The following is an 18,539-nucleotide window of genomic DNA, read 5'->3' as shown; positions in this document are numbered from 1 at the left end:
TGCCCCCTCGGATGGGGGAGAATCGGACCGGCCGTTTCCGCCACCACACAAAAGGAGGACCCATGCCCGCAGGCCGGCTATTCCTGCTCCTCGGGGCGCTCAACGGCGCCCTGGCCGTCATGCTCGGCGCCTTCGCCGCCCACGGATTGCGCGATCGCCTCAGTGCCCGCCTTCTGGAGGTGTTCCACACCGCGGTGGAATACCATTTCTACCACGCCCTGGGGTTGGCGCTGATCGGGCTGGTCGTCCTGAGCCTCGGCCCCACCCCCTGGCTGCGAGCCGCCGGCTGGGTGATGCTCGCTGGGATCGTGGTCTTCGCCGGCACCCTCTACGGTCTGGCCCTGGGCGGTCCCGGCTGGCTGGGGGCCATCACCCCCGTGGGCGGCACGGCCTTCATCGTCTCCTGGCTGCTCCTCGCCGTGGGGGCTTGGCGCGCGCCCTGACCCTTGCCTGCCCCTTGCTGGTCGGGCAGGGGCGGGGCTGATAGAGTCCCGTAACCCCTACTGGCAATTGCGGAAGTCCGGACCGGAAGGGCCGGCAACCGTTCGGCCGGGCCGGGACGGCCCGGAAGCAGGAGGCGTGTGTCCATGCAGAACCTGGTGCTCCGAAACCGGCGGGGCGAGCCGTTCATCGACCTGAACCCGGTGGTGTTCTTCGTTGCCGTGGCCCTGATCGTGCTGTTCGTGGTCGTCACCATCGCCAATGTGGACATCGCGGAGGAGGTGTTCAGCGCGGTCCAGGGCACCATCGCCACCTACACCGGCTGGTTCTTCGTCCTGGCGGTGAACGCGCTGCTGATTTTCATGTTCGTCCTGCTGTTCACCCGTTTCGGCCACATCCGCCTCGGCGGCAGCGAGGCCCGGCCCGAGTTCAGCTACATCGGCTGGTTCGCCATGCTGTTCTCGGCGGGCATGGGCATCGGCCTGGTGTTCTACGGGGTGGCCGAGCCCATCCTGCATTACGTCGACCCGCCCCTGAGCCCGCACAACGCGGAGGCCGAGACGGTGCTGGCCGCCCAGGACGCCATGGGCATCGCCTACCTCCATTGGGGCCTGCATGCCTGGGCCATCTATGCATTCGTCGCCCTGTGCCTGGCTTTCTTCGGTTTCAACCGCGGCCTCCCACTGTCCATTCGCTCCGTCTTCTACCCGGTCCTGGGCGAGCGCATCTACGACTGGCCGGGCCATGTGATCGACATCCTGGCCACCCTCGCCACCCTGTTCGGCGTGGCCACCTCCCTGGGGCTGGGGGTGCAGCAGGTGAACGGCGGCCTGAACTACCTGTTCGGCCTGGAGCAGGGTCTGCCCGTGCAGATCGTGCTGATCGCCATTATCACCGCCATCGCCACCGTGTCGGTGGTCTCCGGCCTGGACAAGGGCATCCGGCGCATCTCCGAGACCAACATGGTGATCGCCGGGCTTCTGCTACTGTTCGTGCTGCTGGTGGGCCCCACCCTGCTGCTGCTCAACGGCTTCGTGGAGAACCTGGGCTTCTATCTGCAGAACTTCCCCACCCTGGCCACCTGGACGGAGACCTACACCCAGACCCAGTGGCAGAACGACTGGACGGTGTTCTACTGGGGCTGGTGGATCGCTTGGTCGCCCTTCGTGGGCATGTTCATCGCGCGGGTCTCCTACGGCCGCACCATCCGCGAGTTCATCGCCTCGGTGCTGTTCGTGCCCACCCTGGTCACCTTCGTGTGGCTGACCATCTTCGGCGACAGCGCCCTGCAGATCGAGATGATGGGCGAGGGCGGCATCGCCGCCGTGGCCCAGGAGGACGTGGCGCGCTCCCTGTTCGCCTTCCTCGACCACCTGCCGCTGGCTGTCATCACCAGCCTGCTGGCCACCCTGGTGGTCATCACCTTCTTCGTCACCTCCTCCGACTCGGGCTCGCTGGTGATCGACATCATCACCGCCGGCGGCAAGGCCAACCCGCCCACCACCCAGCGGGTGTTCTGGGCCGTCTCGGAGGGCATCGTGGCGGCGGTTCTGCTGATCGGCGGCGGGCTCACCGCCCTGCAGACGGCGGCCATTACCACCGGCTTCCCCTTCGGCATCCTGCTGCTGATCATGGGCTACACCCTGATCAAGGGCATGCAGCACTACGTCTATCAGCAGGGGGTGGACCTGCGCCCCTGGCAGGAGCGCGGCGTGCCCCTCGGCACCGAGCGGGAATACGGCCCCAACTCCTCCGAGCCCCGGGAATAGGAGGGGCCCATGGTCCGCAAGCTCGAGCCGCTGTGCGACAAGATCGGCTACGCCCGGGTGGAGGCCGTGGTCCACGACTTCTACCAGCGGCTGCGCGCCGACCCCGAGCTGGGCCCCTATTTCACCGGCATCCCGGACAAGGCCGCCCACGAGGAGAAGGTCATCGGCTACTGGTGGCTGGCCATGGGCGGCCGCATGCAGGAGCCGCCCTTCGTGGACATGATCGGTGCCCACCAGGGGCTGGGGATCACGAATCGGCTGCTGGACCGCTGGCTGGAGCTGTTCGGTGCGACGGTGGACGAGCACCTGGAGCCGGAGCTGGCGGCGCAGTGGCGGCAGATGGCCACGGCCGTGGCCGACAAGCTCCGCGCCAACGTGGTGCGGGGGTAGGGCCAAGGCGGTCTCCGGTACAGCCCGCTTTAGCGGGCGCACCGGGTGCCAACCTCGGAGCTGATCGGGGGATCGCCGACTAAAGCGGGCTCCCACCGGGGGTACAGACCAGCTCGGGGGGGCAGGGGCGCTTTCCCTTACCGATCCGCGCCCAGGGCGAGGGCCCGCTCCCGGCTGGCCTTGGCCTCCGCCTCGGCGCGCCGGGGCTCCCAGTCCTCCAGCTCCGGCCAGCCCCGGCTGTGGCGTGCCGCCAGGTCGGCCAGGGCGTCCAGGTGGTCGGCGCGGTCGTTCAGGGCCGGGATGTAGTGGAACTCCTCGCCGCCCGCCTCAAGGAAGTACTCCCGGTTCTCGTCGTTGATCTCCTGGAGGGTCTCCAGACAGTCGGCGGGGAAGCCGGGGCAGATCACGTCCACCCGTTTCACTCCCTCTCCGGGCAGGGCCTGCATGGTGGCGTCCGTGTAGGGCTGCAGCCACTCCGCCCGGCCGAAGCGCGACTGGAAGGTCACCTGCCAGCGCCCCTCCTCGAGGCCCAGCTCCTCGGCGAGCAGCCGGCCCGTGGCCTGGCATTCGCAGTGGTAGGGATCGCCCTGCAGCAGGTAGCGCTTGGGCACGCCGTGAAAGGACATCACCAGCCGGTCGGGCTCGCCGTGGGCGGCCCAGTGTTCGCGGACGCTCGCGGCCAGGGCCTTTATGTAGCCGGGGTCCTTGGGGTAGTGCTGCACGAAGCGCAGTTCGGGCACCCAGCGCCAGCTCTGCAGCTCCGTGGTGACGGCGTCGAAGGTGGAGGCGGTGGTGGAGCCCGAGTACTGGGGGTACAGGGGCAGCACCAGGATGCGCCGGGCGCCGGCGCGGTTCAGCTCCGCCAGCCCCTCCGCCAGGGAGGGCCGACCGTAGCGCATGCCCAGGGCCACCTTCACCGGCCCCTTGAACCGCTCCTCCAGCCGCGCCTGCAGGCCCTCCTGCTGGCGGTGCGATACGGCCAGCAGGGGCGAGCCCTCGCCGAGGGTGTCCCACACCTGGCGGTAGGCCTCCGCCGAGCGGGCCGGCCGGGTGCGCAGGATGACGCCGTGCAGGATGAGCCACCACAGGGGGCGGGGCACCTCCACCACCCGGGGGTCCCACAGGAATTCCCGCAGGTAGCGGCGCAGGGACGGGGAGTCCGGGGCATCCGGGGTGCCCAGGTTGGTGAGCAGCACCCCGGTGCATTCCGGGCTGCCGTGGCGGTAGTCCGGTTCCCCCTTGAAGCGCGGCATGGTTCTCCCTTGCTGGGGCGGTGCCCCGACGGTGGCAAGACGGCCCCCATTGTACCGTTCCGGCGTTGCACAAGAAGGCCCGGGCCCCGGCCCGGGACGAAGGGGCAGCCGTGAGCTAGAAGAACCGCTCCACCCGGATGGCGTAGACGTTGGCCTCGTACTCGTAGTTGGGATCGGCGAAATCGATGTTGGAGTCGTTGCGGGTGTACTGGTACTCCAGATTGGCCCAAAGCTTCCAGGGCAGCTGGCGGGACAGGCCCACCTCGCCACGGATGCGGGTGTCCTCGCGGGTGACCTCCCCGGCCGGGGTCCGATGGGGGTCCTGGTAGCGGCTGAACCGGTAGGAGCCGGCGAGGTCCACCTCCCAGTACCGGGCCAGCTTCCAGCGGGTCTCCAGATACCCCAGGTGGCGGATAGGGGAGACGCTGGCGTCGGGGAGGTCGTCGCGGTCGTTGTACTCCAGCTCGTAGCCCGTCTCCAGGCCATAGGCCTCGCTGTCGTATCGCCATTCGGCGCCGGCCCGTTGCCGGGTTCCGGACAGGTGCTCGAACCGGTTCGCCCCGTCCACGAGGCTGAGACGGTAGCGCAAGCGCAGGTCCTGGGTGGCGGTTACCGCCCGTAGGGCGTCCACTTCTCCCGTGACCACCCGCTCGAAGGGGTCGCCTCCCAGGGTGATCCAGTCGCCGTAGGCGGCCAGATCCAGGGCCCAGGGTCCGGAGCTCCGGTCCCATTCCAGGCCAGCGCGAAGGTAGGTCTGGTCGAAGGTATTGCGGTCGGCGTAGTCCAGGATCAGGGCGCTGGCCTTGAGCTGCAGGCCGTGGTCGGGGTCCCCCTGCAGCTGATAGGTCCCGGCGGCGAGCGCCTCCAGGAAGGTGTCACTCTGGCCGCTGGTGATGGGGCCGTCGTCGGGCTGGAGAGTGACGTTGTCGCTGTAGCCGCCGCCCAGGGAGACGAGACCGGAGAAGGGGGACCGGTCGGCGCGGGTAGTCTCCCGCTCCGGGAGCTGGTCGGCGGCCAGCCTTTGGATCTTGGGGTTATCGGCCGAGCGAAGGGCGGCACGGAAGTGCTCTCGGGCCGTCTCCGGCTCGTTCAGCTTCCGGGCCACCAGCCCCAGGTTGTAATGGGCAAGGGCCGCGGAGCCCGGATCGTCCAGAAGCCGCTGAAAGGCCCGGCGGGCTTCCGGGTAGCGGCCCAACCGGTAATAGGCGGTCCCCAGGTTGTGGTACAGGGAGGGCTTGTCCAGGCCCGCGTCCCGGGCGGCCTCGAAATGGGCCAGGGCCTCCTCCAGGCGGTCCGCCCGGTAGGCGGCGACCCCCTTCTGGAAGGACTCGGAGCCGGATGCGGCCTGGGTGGCGACTGGGAAAAGCAGGGAGAGAACGAGAAGGACCGGCAGATACCGGTGGGCCCTCGTGGCCATGCGTGGTCCCCTTTTTCTCGCGCAAGGATGCGGTCGGTAAGGCGGCAAGCGGCCCGCCGGTGGAGCCGGCGGGCCGCTTGCCCGCATTCTAGCCAGCTCGCTGGCCGATGCGTAAGGGTTACCCCGTAAGAAACCGGATGGGCCTTACCGCATCCCCTCCCGGGTCTGCTCCTTGTACCCCTCGGCCTCCTCCTGGAGGTCGCCGACCTCACCGGCCTCGCGGGCCTCCTTGTGCTCTTCGCGAAGCTCCTCCTGCTCCCGCTTCATCTCGCGGGCGTTCTCGCGAGCCTCGTCGGCGAGCTCCCGGGCGTCCTCGCTCTCGATGCCGCCATCCTGGGCCTTTTCGGCGAGCCCCCGGGCTTCGGTATCCATGCCCATGGTCTCGCCTTCCTCGGCCCGCTCGCCGTCGCCGTTCTCCCCGCGCGCCCGGGCCTGCTCGGCGGCCTCCTCGGGCAGCTCGATGGAATTGGACACGGACTCGGTCACCTCCTCGCCGGTGGCGCCCTCTTCGACCACGTCCATGGTCACCTCGGCCCCTTCTTCCTGGGCCTGCGCGGGGACGGCCATACCGGCGGCGAGCAGGGCGATGGCGGCGGTCATGGTGGGATTGCGCATGGTGGTTTCCTCCCTCTTGGGTTTGTCGGTAGGTCCCGACGCTTGTCGTCTCAGGTTTGCCGCAGGCCCGGGGCCCGGCTGGACTCCGGGGACCTGCGGGGAACGATGCTCAGTTCGAGCCGCTGCTGGCGGTCCCCGTAGCGGACCGCGGCCTTCAGGCGCCCTTCCCGGGCCCCGCGCAGCACCACCGGCAGCTCCAGGAGGTTGGTGCCGGGCTCCAGGTCCGCCCGCCAGCGCAGGCGGGCCCGTCCCGGCCGACCCGCCAGCTCCAGGCCCTCCGGAAGCTCGATGGAAAGGTCGGCACTTTCCACCCGCCGGGAGCTGCGCACGAGCAGCTTCACCGTTTCCGCCTGGCCGGGGGTGAGGGCCACGGTGGCCGTCCCCTGTTCCGCCGGGGCGGGGCCGGGGTGCATGGCGGGCTGGAAGAGCCAAGCCCCCAGCGCCAGCAGCAGGCTGGCCGCCAGGCCCGCCGTGCCGGCCAGGGCGGTGACGCGCCCCCGGTGGCCCCGCTCGGCGCGTTCCTGCGCCCCGGCCACCAGGTCCCGGGAGGGCGCGGGTACGGGCAGGTCCCGCAGGGCCTGGCGCAGGGTCTGGGCCTCGGCGAGTCGGTCGGCGCATGCGGGGCAGCCGTCCAGGTGGCCTTCCACCTCCCCGAGGAGGGGCCCGTCGAGGGCGCCGTCCAGGTAGTCGTCGATATGTTCTCGGGCGTTGTCGCACTGCATCTTGCTTATCTCCTACCCCCTAGCACGTCCCGCGGCCTCAAAGGGTTCCATCTGCGTCGAGCAGCTCCCGCAGACGGGCGCGGGCACGGTGTAGCCGGGATTTCAGGGTGCCCGCCGGGACTTCCAGCAAGGTCTCCAGCTCGGCGAGGGTGTAGCCCTCCATGTCGTGGAGGGCCACCACGGCCCGGTGGTGATCACCGAGCCGGCGCAGGGCGTTCTGCAGGCGGGCGCGGGTGTACCGGGTCTCGGTCTCCTCTTCGGGACCGGGGGTGTCGCTGGGCACCTGGTCGGAGGGGTCGCCCTCCGATTCCTCCCGGGCCTCGCCGATGGGTACCACTCGGCGGCGCGTCCGCTTGCGGTGGCTGTCCACGAACATGCGGTAAAGCACCCGGGTGAGCCAGGGACGGAGATCCTCCACCGCGGCCAGCTCCCCGGTCCGGGGGTAGAGCTTGACCAGCAGGTCCTGGACCAGGTCCTCCGCTTCCTCCCGGCTGCCGGTGAAGCGGAAGGCCAGGCGGTAGAGGTGGTCCACGTGGGGACGGACCAGGGCATCGAAGTCCGCCGTGTCCCCCCGCACGTCGTTCCTGGGCTTCGGTGCGTTCATATCCCCCTACACGTCCGCCGTCGGCGGATGGTTCCACCTGTCCGGAGGAAAAGGTACATTCGGGGCTTCGGTCCGGGGACAGTGTCCCGCCCCGAATTCCCGCATAGTGGAAAGGTCCGCGGCATGTCCGGCATCGCATCGAAAGGAACGGCTCCCGTCGAGGAGGCGCCCCTGCGCGCGCTCCTCGATGGCGTCAACCAGGTCCTGCTGGGCAAGGAGGAGGCTGTCCGGCTGGCCGTGGCCGGTCTGCTGGCACGGGGCCACCTGCTCATCGAGGACCTCCCCGGCGTGGGCAAGACCACCCTGGCCCACGCCCTGGCCCGCCTAGTGGGCCTGGACCTGCAGCGGATTCAGTTCACCAGCGACATGCTGCCGGCGGACATCATCGGCGCCTCGGTGTACGAGCGGGCCACCGGCGGTTTCGTGTTCCACCAGGGGCCGCTGTTCGCCCAGATGGTGCTGGCCGACGAGGTGAACCGCGCCACCCCCAAGACCCAGAGCGCCCTCCTGGAGGCCATGGGCGAGGGCCAGGTGACCGTGGAGGGGGAGACCCGGCCCCTGCCGGAGCCCTTCTTCGTCATCGCCACCCAGAACCCCCTGCACCAGATCGGGACCTTCCCCCTGCCCGAGTCCCAGCTGGACCGCTTCCTCCTGCGCCTGACCCTAGGCTACCCGGACGCCCGGGCGGAGCGGGAGCTGCTGGAGGGCGAGGACCGCGGGGCGCTGGTCCAGCGGATGGCCCCCGTCATGGCGCCGGAGGACTTGGCCAGCCTGCAGGAGGCCGTGCCCCGCGTCCACGCCGCCCCGCCGCTGCTGGACTACATCCAGGCCCTGCTGGGGCACACCCGCGAGGCGGGGCGCTTCCGCAGCGGTCTCTCCCCGCGCGCCGGCCTGGCCCTGCTGCGGGCGGCGCAGGCCTGGGCCCTGGTGGACGGCCGGGAGGCGGTGCTCCCCGAGGACGTCCAGGCCGTGTTCCCCGCCGTGGCCGGGCACCGGCTCCACCCCGCCGGGGCCGCCGAGGGGCAGTCCGGCGACGCCCACGCCGCCGCCGTCCTGGACGAGGTGGCCATCCCCTGATGCGGACGCCGCGCCTGCTGCGGGGGCTGGTGGACCGTCTGGTGGACCGGCGCATGGGGCTGCAGGGGGCCACCGTCCGGCTCACCTACCGCCGCATCTTCATCCTTCCCACCCGCGCGGGCATGGGGTTCGCCGCCCTGCTGGCGGCCGTCTGGCTCGCGGGTGTGAACTACGGCAACAGCATGGCCTACCTGCTGGCCTTCCTCCTGGCCGGGACGGCCAACGCCGCCCTGCTCCATACCTTCCGCAACCTCTTGGGCCTGCGCGTTCTGGGCGCGGAGGCGGAGCCCGTCTTCGCCGGCGGCGTGGCCCGCTTCCGGGTGCAATTGGGAGACCGGGACGGGCGGCGACGCCCGGGGCTGTTCCTCCTGCGCGAGGCGCGGGAGAGCCCCGCGGTGGACCTGGCGCCCTCCGGGGGCGGCAAGCTGGTCCTCGAGGTACCGGCCCCGAACCGGGGCTACCTGCGGGTGGGGCGCTTTGTGGTGGGGAGCCGCTTCCCCACCCGGCTGTTCCAGGCCTGGTCGTGGGTGCGGCCCGACTGGGGCTGTGTGGTCTATCCCCGCCCGGAAGATGGCGCGGTTCCGGAGCCCGCGGGCGGAACCGCCGCGGCCGGCGAGGCGGAGGAGGGGGCGGCGGGCGATGGCGACGAGGATTTTCGCGGCCTGCGGCGCTACCAGCCGGGGGATCCGACGCGGCATGTGGCTTGGCGGCTGGTGGCCCGCGGGCAGGATCCGCACACCAAGGTGTTCGCCGGGGCGGCGGTGAGTCCCGTGTGGCTGGACTGGGCGGCCTTGGAGGGGCTGGATGCGGAGGCCCGGCTGGCGCGCCTGACCCGCTGGATCCTGGACGCCGAGCACCAGGGCCGCCCCTACGGGCTGCGCCTGCCGGGGGAGGAGATCCCCCCGGGGCGGGGCCCGGACCACCGTCATCGCTGCCTTGCCGCCCTGGCGTACCACCCGGCATGAGCCGCGTACCGGCCATATCCACGGCCATGGTAACCGCCCTGCTGGCGGTGCTGGGCGGGGTCCTGGTCCCCCACTTGGCCCACCTGCCGCTTTGGGTGACCGGCGGGGTGGCGGCGGCCGGCCTGCTGCGCCTGTGGATCGCCCGCACCGGCCGCGGCCTGCCGCCCCGGTGGCTGCTGGCGGGCCTGACCCTGGGGGGGACGGCCGGCGTCTGGGCGGCCTTCGGCACCCTGGCCGATCTGGCCGCGGGCGTGGCCCTGCTGGCGGCCATGGGCGGCCTGAAGCTCCTGGAGCTGCGCCGCCGCCGGGACGCCCTGGTGCTCCTCTACCTGGGCTTCTTCCTGCTGGCCGCCCAGTTCCTGTTCTCCCAGGCCCCCTGGACGGTGGCCTACCTCCTGGGAGGGATGTGGGTGCTCACCGCCCTGCTGGTGGCGGCCGGGCGGGACGCGGAGGAGGAGTCGCCCTGGGCCCATGCCGGCCTGGCGGCGCGGCTGGTGGGGCAGGCTGTGCCGGTGGCCGCGGTGCTGTTCCTGCTCTTCCCGCGTCTGGACGGCCCCCTGCTGGGGCTGCCCGAGGAGGGGAGCGCGGTGACGGGCCTGGACGACCGCCTGGCGCCGGGGGCTGTTAGTCAGCTCAGCCGCTCCGACGCGGTGGCGTTCCGGGCCACCTTTGCCGATGCCCCGCCGCCCCCCGGCCAGCGCTACTGGCGGGGCCCGGTGCTGGCCGCCTACGACGGCCGGGAATGGCGCCCCGCGGCGGCCTCGGAGGATCCGCCGGAGCTCGGCGGGGAGGCGGGCTCGGAGCTGGACTACCGGGTGCTGCTGGAGCCCCATTCCCGCAGGTGGCTGTTCGCTTTGGATCTGCCGGCGCGGGATCCGGGCGGGGCCCGCCGCAACGGCAATGCCGTGCTACGCACCGAGGAGCCGGTGCGGGAGGTGACCCGCTACCGCATGCGCTCCCGCCTCCATGCGGGGCTGCGGGAGGATCTCTCCGGGGAGGCGCGGGACCGCCACCTCCGCCTCCCCAAAGAGGCCCACCCCCGCGCCCGGGCCCTGGCCGAGGAGTGGCGGCGGGAGGCGGCGAACGCCGGGGAGGTGCTGCGGCGGGCCCTCGCCCACCTGCGCCGGCAGGACTTCGCCTACACCCTGCAGCCGCCGGCCTACGGGGAAAACTGGGTGGACGGTTTCCTGTTCGAGGACCGCCGGGGGTTCTGCGGCCACTACGCCGGCGCCTTCGCCTTCCTGATGCGGGCGGCGGGGGTGCCCGCCCGGGTGGTGACGGGCTATCTGGGCGGCGAGCCCAACCCGGCCGGGGACTACCTGATCGTCCGCCAGTCCGACGCCCATGCGTGGACCGAGGTATGGCTGCCGGAGGAGGGCTGGGTGCGGGTCGACCCCACCGTGGCCGTTTCGCCGGCCCGGGCGGAGGAGGGGCTGGCGGGATCGGTTCCGGAGGAGGACCCGGTACCCGATATGGCCCGTTCGGAGGGGAGCTGGCTGCGGGATGTCCGGTTCCGCCTCGACGCCCTGGAGACCGCCTGGAACCGCTGGGTGCTGGGCTACGACGCGCAGGTGCAGCGGGACGTCCTGGGGAGGTTCGGCCTCGGCGACTGGCCGCGCATGGTGGCCGGCCTCGCCGCGGGCCTGGTCCTGGCCGGAGGACTGGTGGCCGGGCTGGTGCTCTGGCGGGGGCGCACCCGCCGGGAGCCCGCCGTGGCCGCCTTCGCCCGCCTGGAGCGCAAGTTGGCCCGGGCCGGGCTCCGGCGCCACCCGGCGGAGGGGCCGGCGGCCTTCGGCGAGCGCGCCGCGGCGGCCCTGCCGGACCAGGCCGAGGCGATCCGCCGGGCCATTTCCGCCTACATCCGCCTGCGTTATACGCTGGAGGGCGCACCGGAGGGACTGCGCGAACTGCGGCGTAGGGTGGCCGAGGTGCGGGTCCCCAGGAAGCCGAAGGCAGCCGGGGAGGGCCAGGGATGATCCAGGGGCTGGTGGCCGACGCCTTCCCGTGGGGGGTGGTGGCGGGGCTGACGGCCCTGGTGCCCGGCCTGTGCGTGCTCCTCCATTACGAGGGCCTCCGGGCCCTCTCGAACGGCCTCGATCGACTCCCGGGGCGGCCCCGGCCGCGGATCGTGGTTCTGGTGCTCTCCCTGCTGCTGCTCCACACCGTCGAGGTGGGGCTGTTCGGAACGGCCTTCTTCCTCGTCCCGGATGACGCGGGGCTGGGAACGATCGTGGCCCGCAGTCCGGAGGTGGGCATCGCCACCCTGATGGACCATCTGTATTTCTCCGCCACCGTCTACACCACCGTGGGCTTCGGGGACATGGTCCCCCAGGGCCCCGTCCGACTGCTGGTTGGCCTGGAGGCCATCACGGGCCTGGTGCTGATCACCTGGTCCGCCTCCTTCACCTACCTCGTCATGCAGCGGTACTGGAACGGTTCCTGAATCGCCTCACTCGGGGAGCCGGTCGTCCTCCGCGCCGTTGAGGATCCCCTTGGCGCGCTCCAGCAGCCCGGGGGCGGGCTCGCGGCGCAGGGCGGCGTCCCATTGCGGGAACAGGTTCTGCTCCTCGCGCCCCTCGTGCTTGGCCAGCCCCCCGGAGAGGATGCCCATGAGGGCCGCGATCATGGAGGCGTCGGCCGCCTCGCCCAGGCTGGCCATCTCCCGGATCTCCGCCAGCTCCTGCAGGATGTTGTCGTGCTCGTGGAGCATGGTGTTGGTGGGGTCGCCGTGGGGGCTCTCCTCCGGGATGCCGAAGTGGGGGGCGAGGACGTCGTTCTCGCAGTAGATGTGGCGGCGCAGGCCCTGGTAGCAGGACTCCACCAGCGGCAGGGCGGCGTCCACCTCGCCCTTGTTGGCGTGCTGGAGGGCAATGGCGAACAGCCGGTCGAGGCGCTCGTGGTCCCGGGAGAGCAGTTCGGTGAGGGAGTCGGGCTCCACCGCATCGCGGTCCACCACCCGGACCCGCCAGGTGCCGTGGTCGGCCTCGGCGACCTCCCAGTGGAAGCGGTTGCGCATCATGAGGGCCACCGCCTGCATGAGCAGGCTGGGCTCCTCGGCGAAGAGGAGCTCCAGGGTCTGGCCCTCCTCCCTCTGCTGGACGCCAGCCAGGGCCGCCATGCGGGGCCGGGATTCGTCGCGGAGGTCCAGGGTATGGGGCTGATCGGCTGCGGTCATGGTCTCTCGCTCCGTTTCGGTCTACCCTTGCTTCCCGTGAACAGGATCCCGTCTTTCCGGAGGCCGATGGCCTCCCCGGGAAGTGCGGTTCAGCCTACCCCTACCCATCCAGAGAGCAAAGCCATGGCTGACGATTACCGCCCGGCCCTCGCCGACTATTTCGACCAGCTGGAGGAGAAGTACGCCGACGGCAACGGGGACTTCTCCTTCGACGCCCTCAGCGACGAGGAGCTTCTGGAGGTGGAACGTCTGGGGCGGCACGCCATCTACGAGGACCCCCAGGTGACCGCCCAGGAGAAGATCAACCTCAAGCCGCTGCTCATGCTGGTGGAGAAACAGCGGGAGAAGCGGGGTCTGCCCGCCCCGGACGCCTGATCCCGCCCGTTCCCTCAAGTTCCAGCCGCCGAGCCTCCTCCCGCCGTTGACCGCGCCCGGTGGGCGGCGTAATGGGTCGGGAGAGGAGCCTTACCGTTTCCGGCCCGTGCGGCCCGTGTCCCCGGGTGGCGGGGCGATTGCGGCCGGAATGAAAAGGGCGGCGGCCGGCCTGGCCCCGAAAGGTGGCTCTGGGCGTGGCCGGGATGCGTCGGTGGAGACGTTCTTGGGGCTTCGGGCCACTCTCTTCCAGCCGGACGCTCACCAGCTAGGCCTTCGTCGGCCTCTCGGACGGTGCCCCCGATTTCGGTTTCCGCCTGGGCGTGATCCAATGGTTCTGAAGGTCGCGTCCGGCTAGCCCCACCCCTTTGGTTTCCCATCCGTTCGGGGTACCTTGTCCCGCTTTCCACGCAACCGGAAACGGGAGGACGGCAGCATGGTGGTCCAGGAGCTCCTTACCGTCGCCACGGAAGGGCGGGGTACCTACGAGATCACCGACCGCATCCAGGAGGTGGTGCGGAATGCCGGGTGCCGGGTGGGCACCTGCCACGTCTTCCAGCACCACACCAGCGCCTCCCTCATCGTCACGGAGAACGCCGATCCCACCGTGCGCCGGGACCTGGAAACCATCGCCGAGCGACTGGCGCCGGACGGGGACCCGGCCTACCGCCACGACCTGGAGGGCCCCGACGACATGGCGGCCCACATCCGCAGCGTCCTCACCAGCACGGAGGTCACCCTGCCGGTGTCCGAGGGCCGCTGCGTGCTCGGCACCTGGCAGGGGGTCTACCTCTGGGAGCACCGCTACGCCGGTTTCCGGCGCCGGGTGACCGTGACGGTGCAGGGCGAATAAGCAACAGGAAGGAATCCCCCATGGCCGATAGCCGACAGCAGCAGTCTCCCCGGCCCGTCCGGCTGGCGGAGTACACCCCTCCCGCCCACCTGGTGGATACCGTGCAGCTGCGCTTCGAGCTGGGGGAGGAGTGGACCACGGTGAGCTCGCGCCTGACCGTGCGGGCCAACCCCGAGCGGATCGAGGCCGGCCCTCTGGTCCTGGACGGCCGCGAGCTGGAGCTGCTGGAGGTGGCCGTGGACGGCCGGCCCCTGGGCGAAGGGGAGTACGCGCTGGACGCGGAGTCCCTGACCATCCCGGAGGTCCCGGAGCGGTTCACCCTGGAGGTGACCACCCGCATCCGGCCGCAGGAGAACACCGCCCTGGAGGGCCTCTACAAGTCCAGCGGCACCTTCTGCACCCAGTGCGAGCCGGAGGGCTTCCGCCGCATCACCTACTTCCCCGACCGCAGCGACGTCATGGCCCGCTACACCACCACCATCGTGGCCGACGCGCAGCGTTACCCGGTGCTGCTGTCCAACGGCAACCGCATCGGCGCCGGCACCCTCACCGACGGCCGGCACTGGGTGCAGTGGGAGGACCCCTTCCCCAAGCCCTCCTACCTGTTCGCCCTGGTGGGCGGCGATCTGGCCCGCGTGGCCGACAGCTACACCACCATGAGCGGTCGGCAGGTGGCCCTGCACATCTACGTGGAGCATGGCAACGAGGACAAGGTGGACCACGCCATGCGCTCCCTGAAGGAGGCCATGGCCTGGGACGAGGCCACCTATGGCCGGGAGTGCGATCTGGACGTCTACCAGATCGTGGCGGTGGAGGACTTCAACATGGGGGCCATGGAGAACAAGGGCCTCAACATCTTCAACACCAGCGCCATCCTGGCCAAGCCCGAGACCGCCACCGACGCTGACTTCCAGCGCATCGAGGCCATCATCGGCCACGAGTACTTCCACAACTGGTCGGGCAACCGGGTCACCCTGCGCGACTGGTTCCAGCTATCCCTCAAGGAAGGCTTCACCGTCTTCCGCGAGCAGCATTTCTCCGCGGACCGCTACTCGGCCCCGGTGCAGCGCATCGAGGACGTGCGCCGGCTGCGCACCGCCCAGTTCCCCGAGGACGACGGGCCCACCGCCCACCCCGTGCGGCCGGACTCCTACATCGAGATCAGCAACTTCTACACCCCCACCGTCTACGAGAAGGGCGCGGAGGTGGTCCGCATGATGTACCACCTGCTCGGCCCGGAGGACTTCCGGCGTGGCACCGACCTGTTCTTCGCAAGCCACGACGGCCGGGCGGTGACCACCGAGGACTTCGTGCGCGCCTTGGAGGAGGCCAGCGACCGGGACCTGAGCCAGTTCCGGCTGTGGTACACCCAGGCCGGCACCCCGCGGCTGTTCGTGGACGCCGAGCACGATCCGGGGGCGGCCACCTACACCCTGCACGTCCGCCAGGAGGTGCCCGAGACCCCGGGGCAGGCCCACAAGCAGCCCATGCACATCCCGGTGGCGGTGGGCTTGCTGGACCGGGCGGGCAACGCCCTGCCGCTCCGGATGGAGGGCGAGGAGCCGGGTGGGACGACCCGGGTGCTGGAGCTGCGGGAGGCGGAGCAGTCCTTCACCTTCACAGGCGTGGGGGAGGACCCCGTTCCCTCCCTGCTGCGGGGCTTTTCCGCCCCGGTGCGCCTGGAGCACGACCACCGGGACCAGGATCTGGCCTTCCTGCTGGCCCATGACGAGGATCTGTTCACCCGCTGGGAGGCGGGCCAGGAGCTGGCCTGCCGTAGCCTCTTCCGCGGGGTGGCGGCCTACCAGGCCGGGGATGAGATGCGCCTGGACGAAACCCTGGTGGAGGCCTTCGGGGGGCTGCTACGCGGGGACGCCGGGGACAAGGCCCTGGTGGCAGAGGCTTTGACCCAGCCCGACGAGGGCTATCTGGCCGACCTGATGGACTGGCCGGTGGATCCGGAGGCCATCCACCAGGCCCGTCGCTTCACCCGCGCCCGTCTGGCCCAGGCCCTGGGTGACGATTTTCTTTACAGCTACCAGGCCAACCAGGAAGGGGGGGAGTATCGCCCCGATCCGGGGGCCATCGCCCGCCGGCGTCTCAAGAACCTGTCGCTGGCCTACCTGGTGGCGGGCGGCGTCGGGGAGGGGATCGAGGCCGCTCGCGAGCAGGTCCACACAGCCACCAACATGACCGACCGTCTGGGCGCGCTGCGGCCCATGGTGGCGGAGGACGTCCCCGGCACTGCCGAGTCCCTGGAGGCCTTCTACACCCAGTGGAAGGACGAGCCGGAGGTGATGGACAAGTGGTTCGCCATCCAGGCCACCTCCCCCCATTACGGCACCCTGGCGGGAATCCGTCGCCTGCTGGAGCACCCCGCCTTCAATTTCAAGAACCCCAACAAGGTGCGGGCGGTGCTGGGCGCCTTCGCCCGCGGCAATCCCTACCGGTTCCATGCCCCGGACGGTGAGGCCTATACCTTCTTCGCCGATCAGGTGCTGCGCCTGGACCGCATCAACCCGCAGATGGCCGCCGCCTTGGCCCGGGCCTTCAGCCGCTTCCGGCGCTACGACGAGGCCCGGCAGCGGCTCATGCGCGAGCAGCTGGAGCGCATCCGCCAGGATCCGCAGCTCTCCCGGGATACCTTCGAGATCGTTACCAAGAGCCTGGGCGCCGAGGAGAACGGCTGAGCCAGCCGGTGGTCGTCGGGATGTCGAAAAATCTTACGGTCCCCGCCCTGTCTTCCAGGGAACAGGGCGGGGTTTTCCCGCATGAGCGCCCTCGGGGGCCGTTCCCTTGCCCACGCTCCGTGGGTTCTTGAAGCCGCTGCCGATTCCACTTTCCCTTCCGCCTCCTTTCCCCCGTTCGCGTTCCCGGATCCCGCATCCGAGCCCTTCCGGCCCCTTTTTCCTAAGGGAACCTCCGGAGGTCTGGTACGAACCGTTCGTGTCGAAAAATTTGACCCCGGGCCGGCCCGGGCCCGCCCTGTCCCGCCGCGCCGGTGGCGGAGACGGCTGTAATCCCCGCGCACGGGCCACCTGGCACGACCTTGGCAGGGAAGGGGTAACGGGGGGCGATCCAGCCCCTCGACGGCATTGCAACCACGACCAAGGGGAATTCCAGTCATGCAAGCCAATCGTAGCCTAGCCCTGGTAGCCGCTTTGCTGATCGGCTCCGCCGGGGCCGTCCAGGCCGAGATGCATGAAGAGGGCCATGCGGGCGGAACCGAGAAGTTCGAGAAATACGACAAGGACGGAGACGGCAAGATCAGCATGGAGGAGGCCAAGGAGGCCGGCACCGAGAAGTTGTCCGAAAATTTCGAGTCCTACGACCAGGACGGTGATAACGCCCTGGACCAGGGCGAGTTCGCCCGCTTCGAAGCGGAAGAGACCGGCGAGAAGGAGGGCGGCATGGAAGGCCACGAAGGCGGTGGCATGGAACGCCAGGAAGGCGGTGGCATGGAGCAGGACGGCGGCGGCATGTAACCGTCCCGCTCGGCCATTGCGGTGGGGCCGCGGGGCCCCACCGCCCGTTTGCACGCATCCGCAGAGGTGTTCGCTATGGAACGGAAACGGAGCCTCGCCCTGGTGGTGGCCCTTCTCGTGGGCGCCTACGGCACGGCGCTTTCAGCAGGGCAGGATATCCAGTTCGAGCGCTACGATCGGGACGGTGACGGGGTGATCAGCCTGGACGAGGCCAAGGCGGCGGATTACGAGGTTCTATCGGAACGGTTCGAGGCCTACGACGAGGACGGCGACGGCGCCCTTACTCCCGGGGAGTTCGCCCGCTTCGAGGAAACCGGGCTGCTCGGCTTCGACGATTACGACGTCGACGGCGACGACAACATCAGTGCCGCCGAGGCGGAGGAGTACGGGCCCGAGGAGCTATACGGCAACTTCGAGGAATACGACCTGGACGAGAATCAGACCCTCGACCGGGACGAGTTCGCCCAGTTCAGGGACGACTACGCCGAGCAGGTGGCGGAGGGCGACAGGATAGAGCGCTACGACACCAACGGCGATGGGGTCGTGAGCATGGAGGAGGCCCAGGAAGGCCCCGCCCTGCTCTCCGAGCGCTTCGAGGAGTACGACGTGGACGGCGACGGCAACCTCGACGAGGGCGAGTTCGCCCGGTTCGAGGCCGATCACGGTGGAGACATGGAGCGCAAGCGGGAGCGCCAGACCAACGGCATGGATTAGCGGCCGGCCGTTGCCGGCCCAAGAGCGGTGCAGCGCCGGGGGCCTTGCTCCCGGCGTTCTTATGTCCAGCCCGCGGTGTGGAAGCCCGGGGGCTCTAGGGGCGCGGAAGCCCCCCCTCACCGGCGTCGGCGGCGGCCAGCGCACCCTTCCCGGGTGCCCGGGCGGTACGGCGGTCGCACTGGCCGAGCTGCAGGGTGGGCGGATCCATGGAGATCCGGATGGAGCCGGCCCGGCGCAGCGCGCTCAGGCCGAGGATGGGGCGCGAGCTGTCGGGGAACACGGCCGCCTCCACGCCATCCAGGAAGCAGTCCTCGCCGATCCGCACCCGGTCGATCCGATAGACGGGCACCACCTTGCGGCTGCCGTCCGCCATGCGCCCGGCCAGGTTTTTGACGAAGGTGGCCTGCCCACGGTCCTGGAGGTCGCGCAGGGTGGATTCGCGGATGGCCATGTGGCTGGAGCCGGTATCCACCAGGAAGTCCGCCGACAGGGAGCCGCCCAGCTCTACGGGAACATAGAAGGTGGCGGCGCCCTTTTCCTCCATGGGGATGCGGGCATCCGCGGCCCCGGCAGCAGGGGCGACCAGCAGCAGGACGATGGCGATCGGGGCGAGACGGGAAAGGGTCATGGTTCCGGGGCACCCTGGCGTAAAAAGTGAGCGCATACTACCATCGGGCTTCGGGGGTT

At 70.5% G+C, this 18,539-nt stretch carries 19 protein-coding genes; 12 read left to right on the top strand and 7 right to left on the bottom strand.

Going from position 1 to position 18,539, the window contains the following annotated elements:
* Nucleotides 1-62 precede the first annotated feature (62 nt).
* From AN478_RS11305 to AN478_RS11295, 3 genes are all read left to right on the top strand, one after another.
* Nucleotides 63-443 carry a DUF423 domain-containing protein gene (locus AN478_RS11305; protein WP_054966706.1) on the top strand — a complete coding sequence of 127 codons (381 nt, stop codon included), beginning with the start codon at nt 63-65 and terminating at the stop codon, nt 441-443.
* A gap of 144 nt (nt 444-587) precedes the next feature.
* Nucleotides 588-2,210, top strand: a complete 1,623-nt coding sequence (locus AN478_RS11300; RefSeq protein WP_074471244.1) for a BCCT family transporter — start codon at nt 588-590, stop codon at nt 2,208-2,210.
* 9 nt (nt 2,211-2,219) lie between these two features.
* Nucleotides 2,220-2,600 (top strand): group III truncated hemoglobin, encoded by a 381-nt coding sequence (locus AN478_RS11295; RefSeq protein WP_054966705.1) that lies wholly within the window; start codon nt 2,220-2,222, stop codon nt 2,598-2,600.
* Nucleotides 2,601-2,737: 137 nt separating this feature from the next.
* On the opposite strand, the gene hemH is transcribed toward AN478_RS11295, so the two are convergent.
* The 5 genes from hemH to AN478_RS11270 all read right to left on the bottom strand — a co-directional run bounded on the left by hemH (nt 2,738) and on the right by AN478_RS11270 (nt 7,211).
* Nucleotides 2,738-3,853: a ferrochelatase gene (hemH, locus tag AN478_RS11290; protein WP_054966704.1), complete on the bottom strand. Its 1,116-nt coding sequence runs from the start codon at nt 3,851-3,853 to the stop codon at nt 2,738-2,740.
* Nucleotides 3,854-3,968: 115 nt separating this feature from the next.
* Entirely contained in the window at nt 3,969-5,270 is a 1,302-nt protein-coding gene (locus tag AN478_RS11285; protein ID WP_054966703.1) for a tetratricopeptide repeat protein, read from the bottom strand.
* 144 nt (nt 5,271-5,414) lie between these two features.
* Nucleotides 5,415-5,885, bottom strand: a complete 471-nt coding sequence (locus AN478_RS11280; protein WP_054966702.1) for a hypothetical protein — start codon at nt 5,883-5,885, stop codon at nt 5,415-5,417.
* A 50-nt stretch (nt 5,886-5,935) separates the two neighbouring features.
* Complete coding sequence (locus AN478_RS11275) at nt 5,936-6,607, bottom strand: anti-sigma factor family protein (protein ID WP_054966701.1); 672 nt, start codon at nt 6,605-6,607, stop codon at nt 5,936-5,938.
* A 37-nt stretch (nt 6,608-6,644) separates the two neighbouring features.
* Nucleotides 6,645-7,211 (bottom strand): RNA polymerase sigma factor, encoded by a 567-nt coding sequence (locus AN478_RS11270; RefSeq protein ID WP_082433047.1) that lies wholly within the window; start codon nt 7,209-7,211, stop codon nt 6,645-6,647.
* Nucleotides 7,212-7,334: 123 nt separating this feature from the next.
* Between AN478_RS11270 and AN478_RS11265 the strand changes: the two genes are divergently transcribed.
* Genes AN478_RS11265 through AN478_RS11250 form a run of 4 tightly spaced genes read left to right on the top strand, consistent with a single transcriptional unit; the run spans nt 7,335 to nt 11,696 of the window.
* Nucleotides 7,335-8,288, top strand: coding sequence for an AAA family ATPase (locus AN478_RS11265; RefSeq protein WP_054966699.1), 954 nt, complete (start codon nt 7,335-7,337; stop codon nt 8,286-8,288).
* A complete protein-coding gene (locus AN478_RS11260; protein ID WP_054966698.1) occupies nt 8,288-9,253 on the top strand; it encodes a DUF58 domain-containing protein in 966 nt (321 codons plus the stop codon). Before AN478_RS11265 ends, AN478_RS11260 begins: the two co-directional genes overlap by 1 nt.
* Nucleotides 9,250-11,229, top strand: coding sequence for a transglutaminase TgpA family protein (locus tag AN478_RS11255; RefSeq protein ID WP_074471245.1), 1,980 nt, complete (start codon nt 9,250-9,252; stop codon nt 11,227-11,229). The genes AN478_RS11260 and AN478_RS11255 overlap by 4 nt, the downstream gene beginning before the upstream one ends.
* Nucleotides 11,226-11,696 carry a potassium channel family protein gene (locus tag AN478_RS11250; RefSeq protein WP_054966696.1) on the top strand — a complete coding sequence of 157 codons (471 nt, stop codon included), beginning with the start codon at nt 11,226-11,228 and terminating at the stop codon, nt 11,694-11,696. Before AN478_RS11255 ends, AN478_RS11250 begins: the two co-directional genes overlap by 4 nt.
* A gap of 6 nt (nt 11,697-11,702) precedes the next feature.
* On the opposite strand, the gene AN478_RS11245 is transcribed toward AN478_RS11250, so the two are convergent.
* On the bottom strand, nt 11,703-12,428 hold the full coding sequence (locus tag AN478_RS11245; RefSeq protein WP_054966695.1) for a hemerythrin domain-containing protein: 726 nt from the start codon (nt 12,426-12,428) through the stop codon (nt 11,703-11,705).
* Between the two features lie 123 nt (nt 12,429-12,551).
* Between AN478_RS11245 and AN478_RS11240 the strand changes: the two genes are divergently transcribed.
* From AN478_RS11240 to AN478_RS14775, 5 genes are all read left to right on the top strand, one after another.
* Nucleotides 12,552-12,803 (top strand): hypothetical protein, encoded by a 252-nt coding sequence (locus AN478_RS11240; protein WP_054966694.1) that lies wholly within the window; start codon nt 12,552-12,554, stop codon nt 12,801-12,803.
* 433 nt (nt 12,804-13,236) lie between these two features.
* Nucleotides 13,237-13,653, top strand: a complete 417-nt coding sequence (locus AN478_RS11235; protein ID WP_054966693.1) for a secondary thiamine-phosphate synthase enzyme YjbQ — start codon at nt 13,237-13,239, stop codon at nt 13,651-13,653.
* A gap of 20 nt (nt 13,654-13,673) precedes the next feature.
* A complete protein-coding gene (gene pepN, locus AN478_RS11230; protein ID WP_054966692.1) occupies nt 13,674-16,343 on the top strand; it encodes an aminopeptidase N in 2,670 nt (889 codons plus the stop codon).
* 435 nt (nt 16,344-16,778) lie between these two features.
* Nucleotides 16,779-17,138, top strand: a complete 360-nt coding sequence (locus AN478_RS11225) for an EF-hand domain-containing protein (protein WP_054966691.1) — start codon at nt 16,779-16,781, stop codon at nt 17,136-17,138.
* Between the two features lie 75 nt (nt 17,139-17,213).
* A complete protein-coding gene (locus AN478_RS14775; protein ID WP_054966690.1) occupies nt 17,214-17,852 on the top strand; it encodes a hypothetical protein in 639 nt (212 codons plus the stop codon).
* A 94-nt stretch (nt 17,853-17,946) separates the two neighbouring features.
* On the opposite strand, the gene AN478_RS11215 is transcribed toward AN478_RS14775, so the two are convergent.
* On the bottom strand, nt 17,947-18,480 hold the full coding sequence (locus tag AN478_RS11215) for a retropepsin-like aspartic protease (protein WP_054966689.1): 534 nt from the start codon (nt 18,478-18,480) through the stop codon (nt 17,947-17,949).
* Between the last annotated feature and the right edge of the window lie 59 nt (nt 18,481-18,539).

Origin of the sequence: Thiohalorhabdus denitrificans, from assembly GCF_001399755.1 — a bacterium.
GTDB lineage: Bacteria > Pseudomonadota > Gammaproteobacteria > Thiohalorhabdales > Thiohalorhabdaceae > Thiohalorhabdus > Thiohalorhabdus denitrificans.
The sequence above is the reverse complement of the archived record's forward strand: the minus strand, read 5'-3'. Positions and strand labels throughout refer to the sequence as shown.

Coding starts and splice junctions, on each gene's coding strand:
- AN478_RS11305 (WP_054966706.1), top strand. CDS start 63: ATGCCCGCAGGCCGGCTATTCCTGCTCCTCGGGGCGCTCAACGGCGCC.
- AN478_RS11300 (WP_074471244.1), top strand. CDS start 588: ATGCAGAACCTGGTGCTCCGAAACCGGCGGGGCGAGCCGTTCATCGAC.
- AN478_RS11295 (WP_054966705.1), top strand. CDS start 2,220: ATGGTCCGCAAGCTCGAGCCGCTGTGCGACAAGATCGGCTACGCCCGG.
- hemH (WP_054966704.1), bottom strand. CDS start 3,853: ATGCCGCGCTTCAAGGGGGAACCGGACTACCGCCACGGCAGCCCGGAA.
- AN478_RS11285 (WP_054966703.1), bottom strand. CDS start 5,270: ATGGCCACGAGGGCCCACCGGTATCTGCCGGTCCTTCTCGTTCTCTCC.
- AN478_RS11280 (WP_054966702.1), bottom strand. CDS start 5,885: ATGCGCAATCCCACCATGACCGCCGCCATCGCCCTGCTCGCCGCCGGT.
- AN478_RS11275 (WP_054966701.1), bottom strand. CDS start 6,607: ATGCAGTGCGACAACGCCCGAGAACATATCGACGACTACCTGGACGGC.
- AN478_RS11270 (WP_082433047.1), bottom strand. CDS start 7,211: ATGAACGCACCGAAGCCCAGGAACGACGTGCGGGGGGACACGGCGGAC.
- AN478_RS11265 (WP_054966699.1), top strand. CDS start 7,335: ATGTCCGGCATCGCATCGAAAGGAACGGCTCCCGTCGAGGAGGCGCCC.
- AN478_RS11260 (WP_054966698.1), top strand. CDS start 8,288: ATGCGGACGCCGCGCCTGCTGCGGGGGCTGGTGGACCGTCTGGTGGAC.
- AN478_RS11255 (WP_074471245.1), top strand. CDS start 9,250: ATGAGCCGCGTACCGGCCATATCCACGGCCATGGTAACCGCCCTGCTG.
- AN478_RS11250 (WP_054966696.1), top strand. CDS start 11,226: ATGATCCAGGGGCTGGTGGCCGACGCCTTCCCGTGGGGGGTGGTGGCG.
- AN478_RS11245 (WP_054966695.1), bottom strand. CDS start 12,428: ATGACCGCAGCCGATCAGCCCCATACCCTGGACCTCCGCGACGAATCC.
- AN478_RS11240 (WP_054966694.1), top strand. CDS start 12,552: ATGGCTGACGATTACCGCCCGGCCCTCGCCGACTATTTCGACCAGCTG.
- AN478_RS11235 (WP_054966693.1), top strand. CDS start 13,237: ATGGTGGTCCAGGAGCTCCTTACCGTCGCCACGGAAGGGCGGGGTACC.
- pepN (WP_054966692.1), top strand. CDS start 13,674: ATGGCCGATAGCCGACAGCAGCAGTCTCCCCGGCCCGTCCGGCTGGCG.
- AN478_RS11225 (WP_054966691.1), top strand. CDS start 16,779: ATGCAAGCCAATCGTAGCCTAGCCCTGGTAGCCGCTTTGCTGATCGGC.
- AN478_RS14775 (WP_054966690.1), top strand. CDS start 17,214: ATGGAACGGAAACGGAGCCTCGCCCTGGTGGTGGCCCTTCTCGTGGGC.
- AN478_RS11215 (WP_054966689.1), bottom strand. CDS start 18,480: ATGACCCTTTCCCGTCTCGCCCCGATCGCCATCGTCCTGCTGCTGGTC.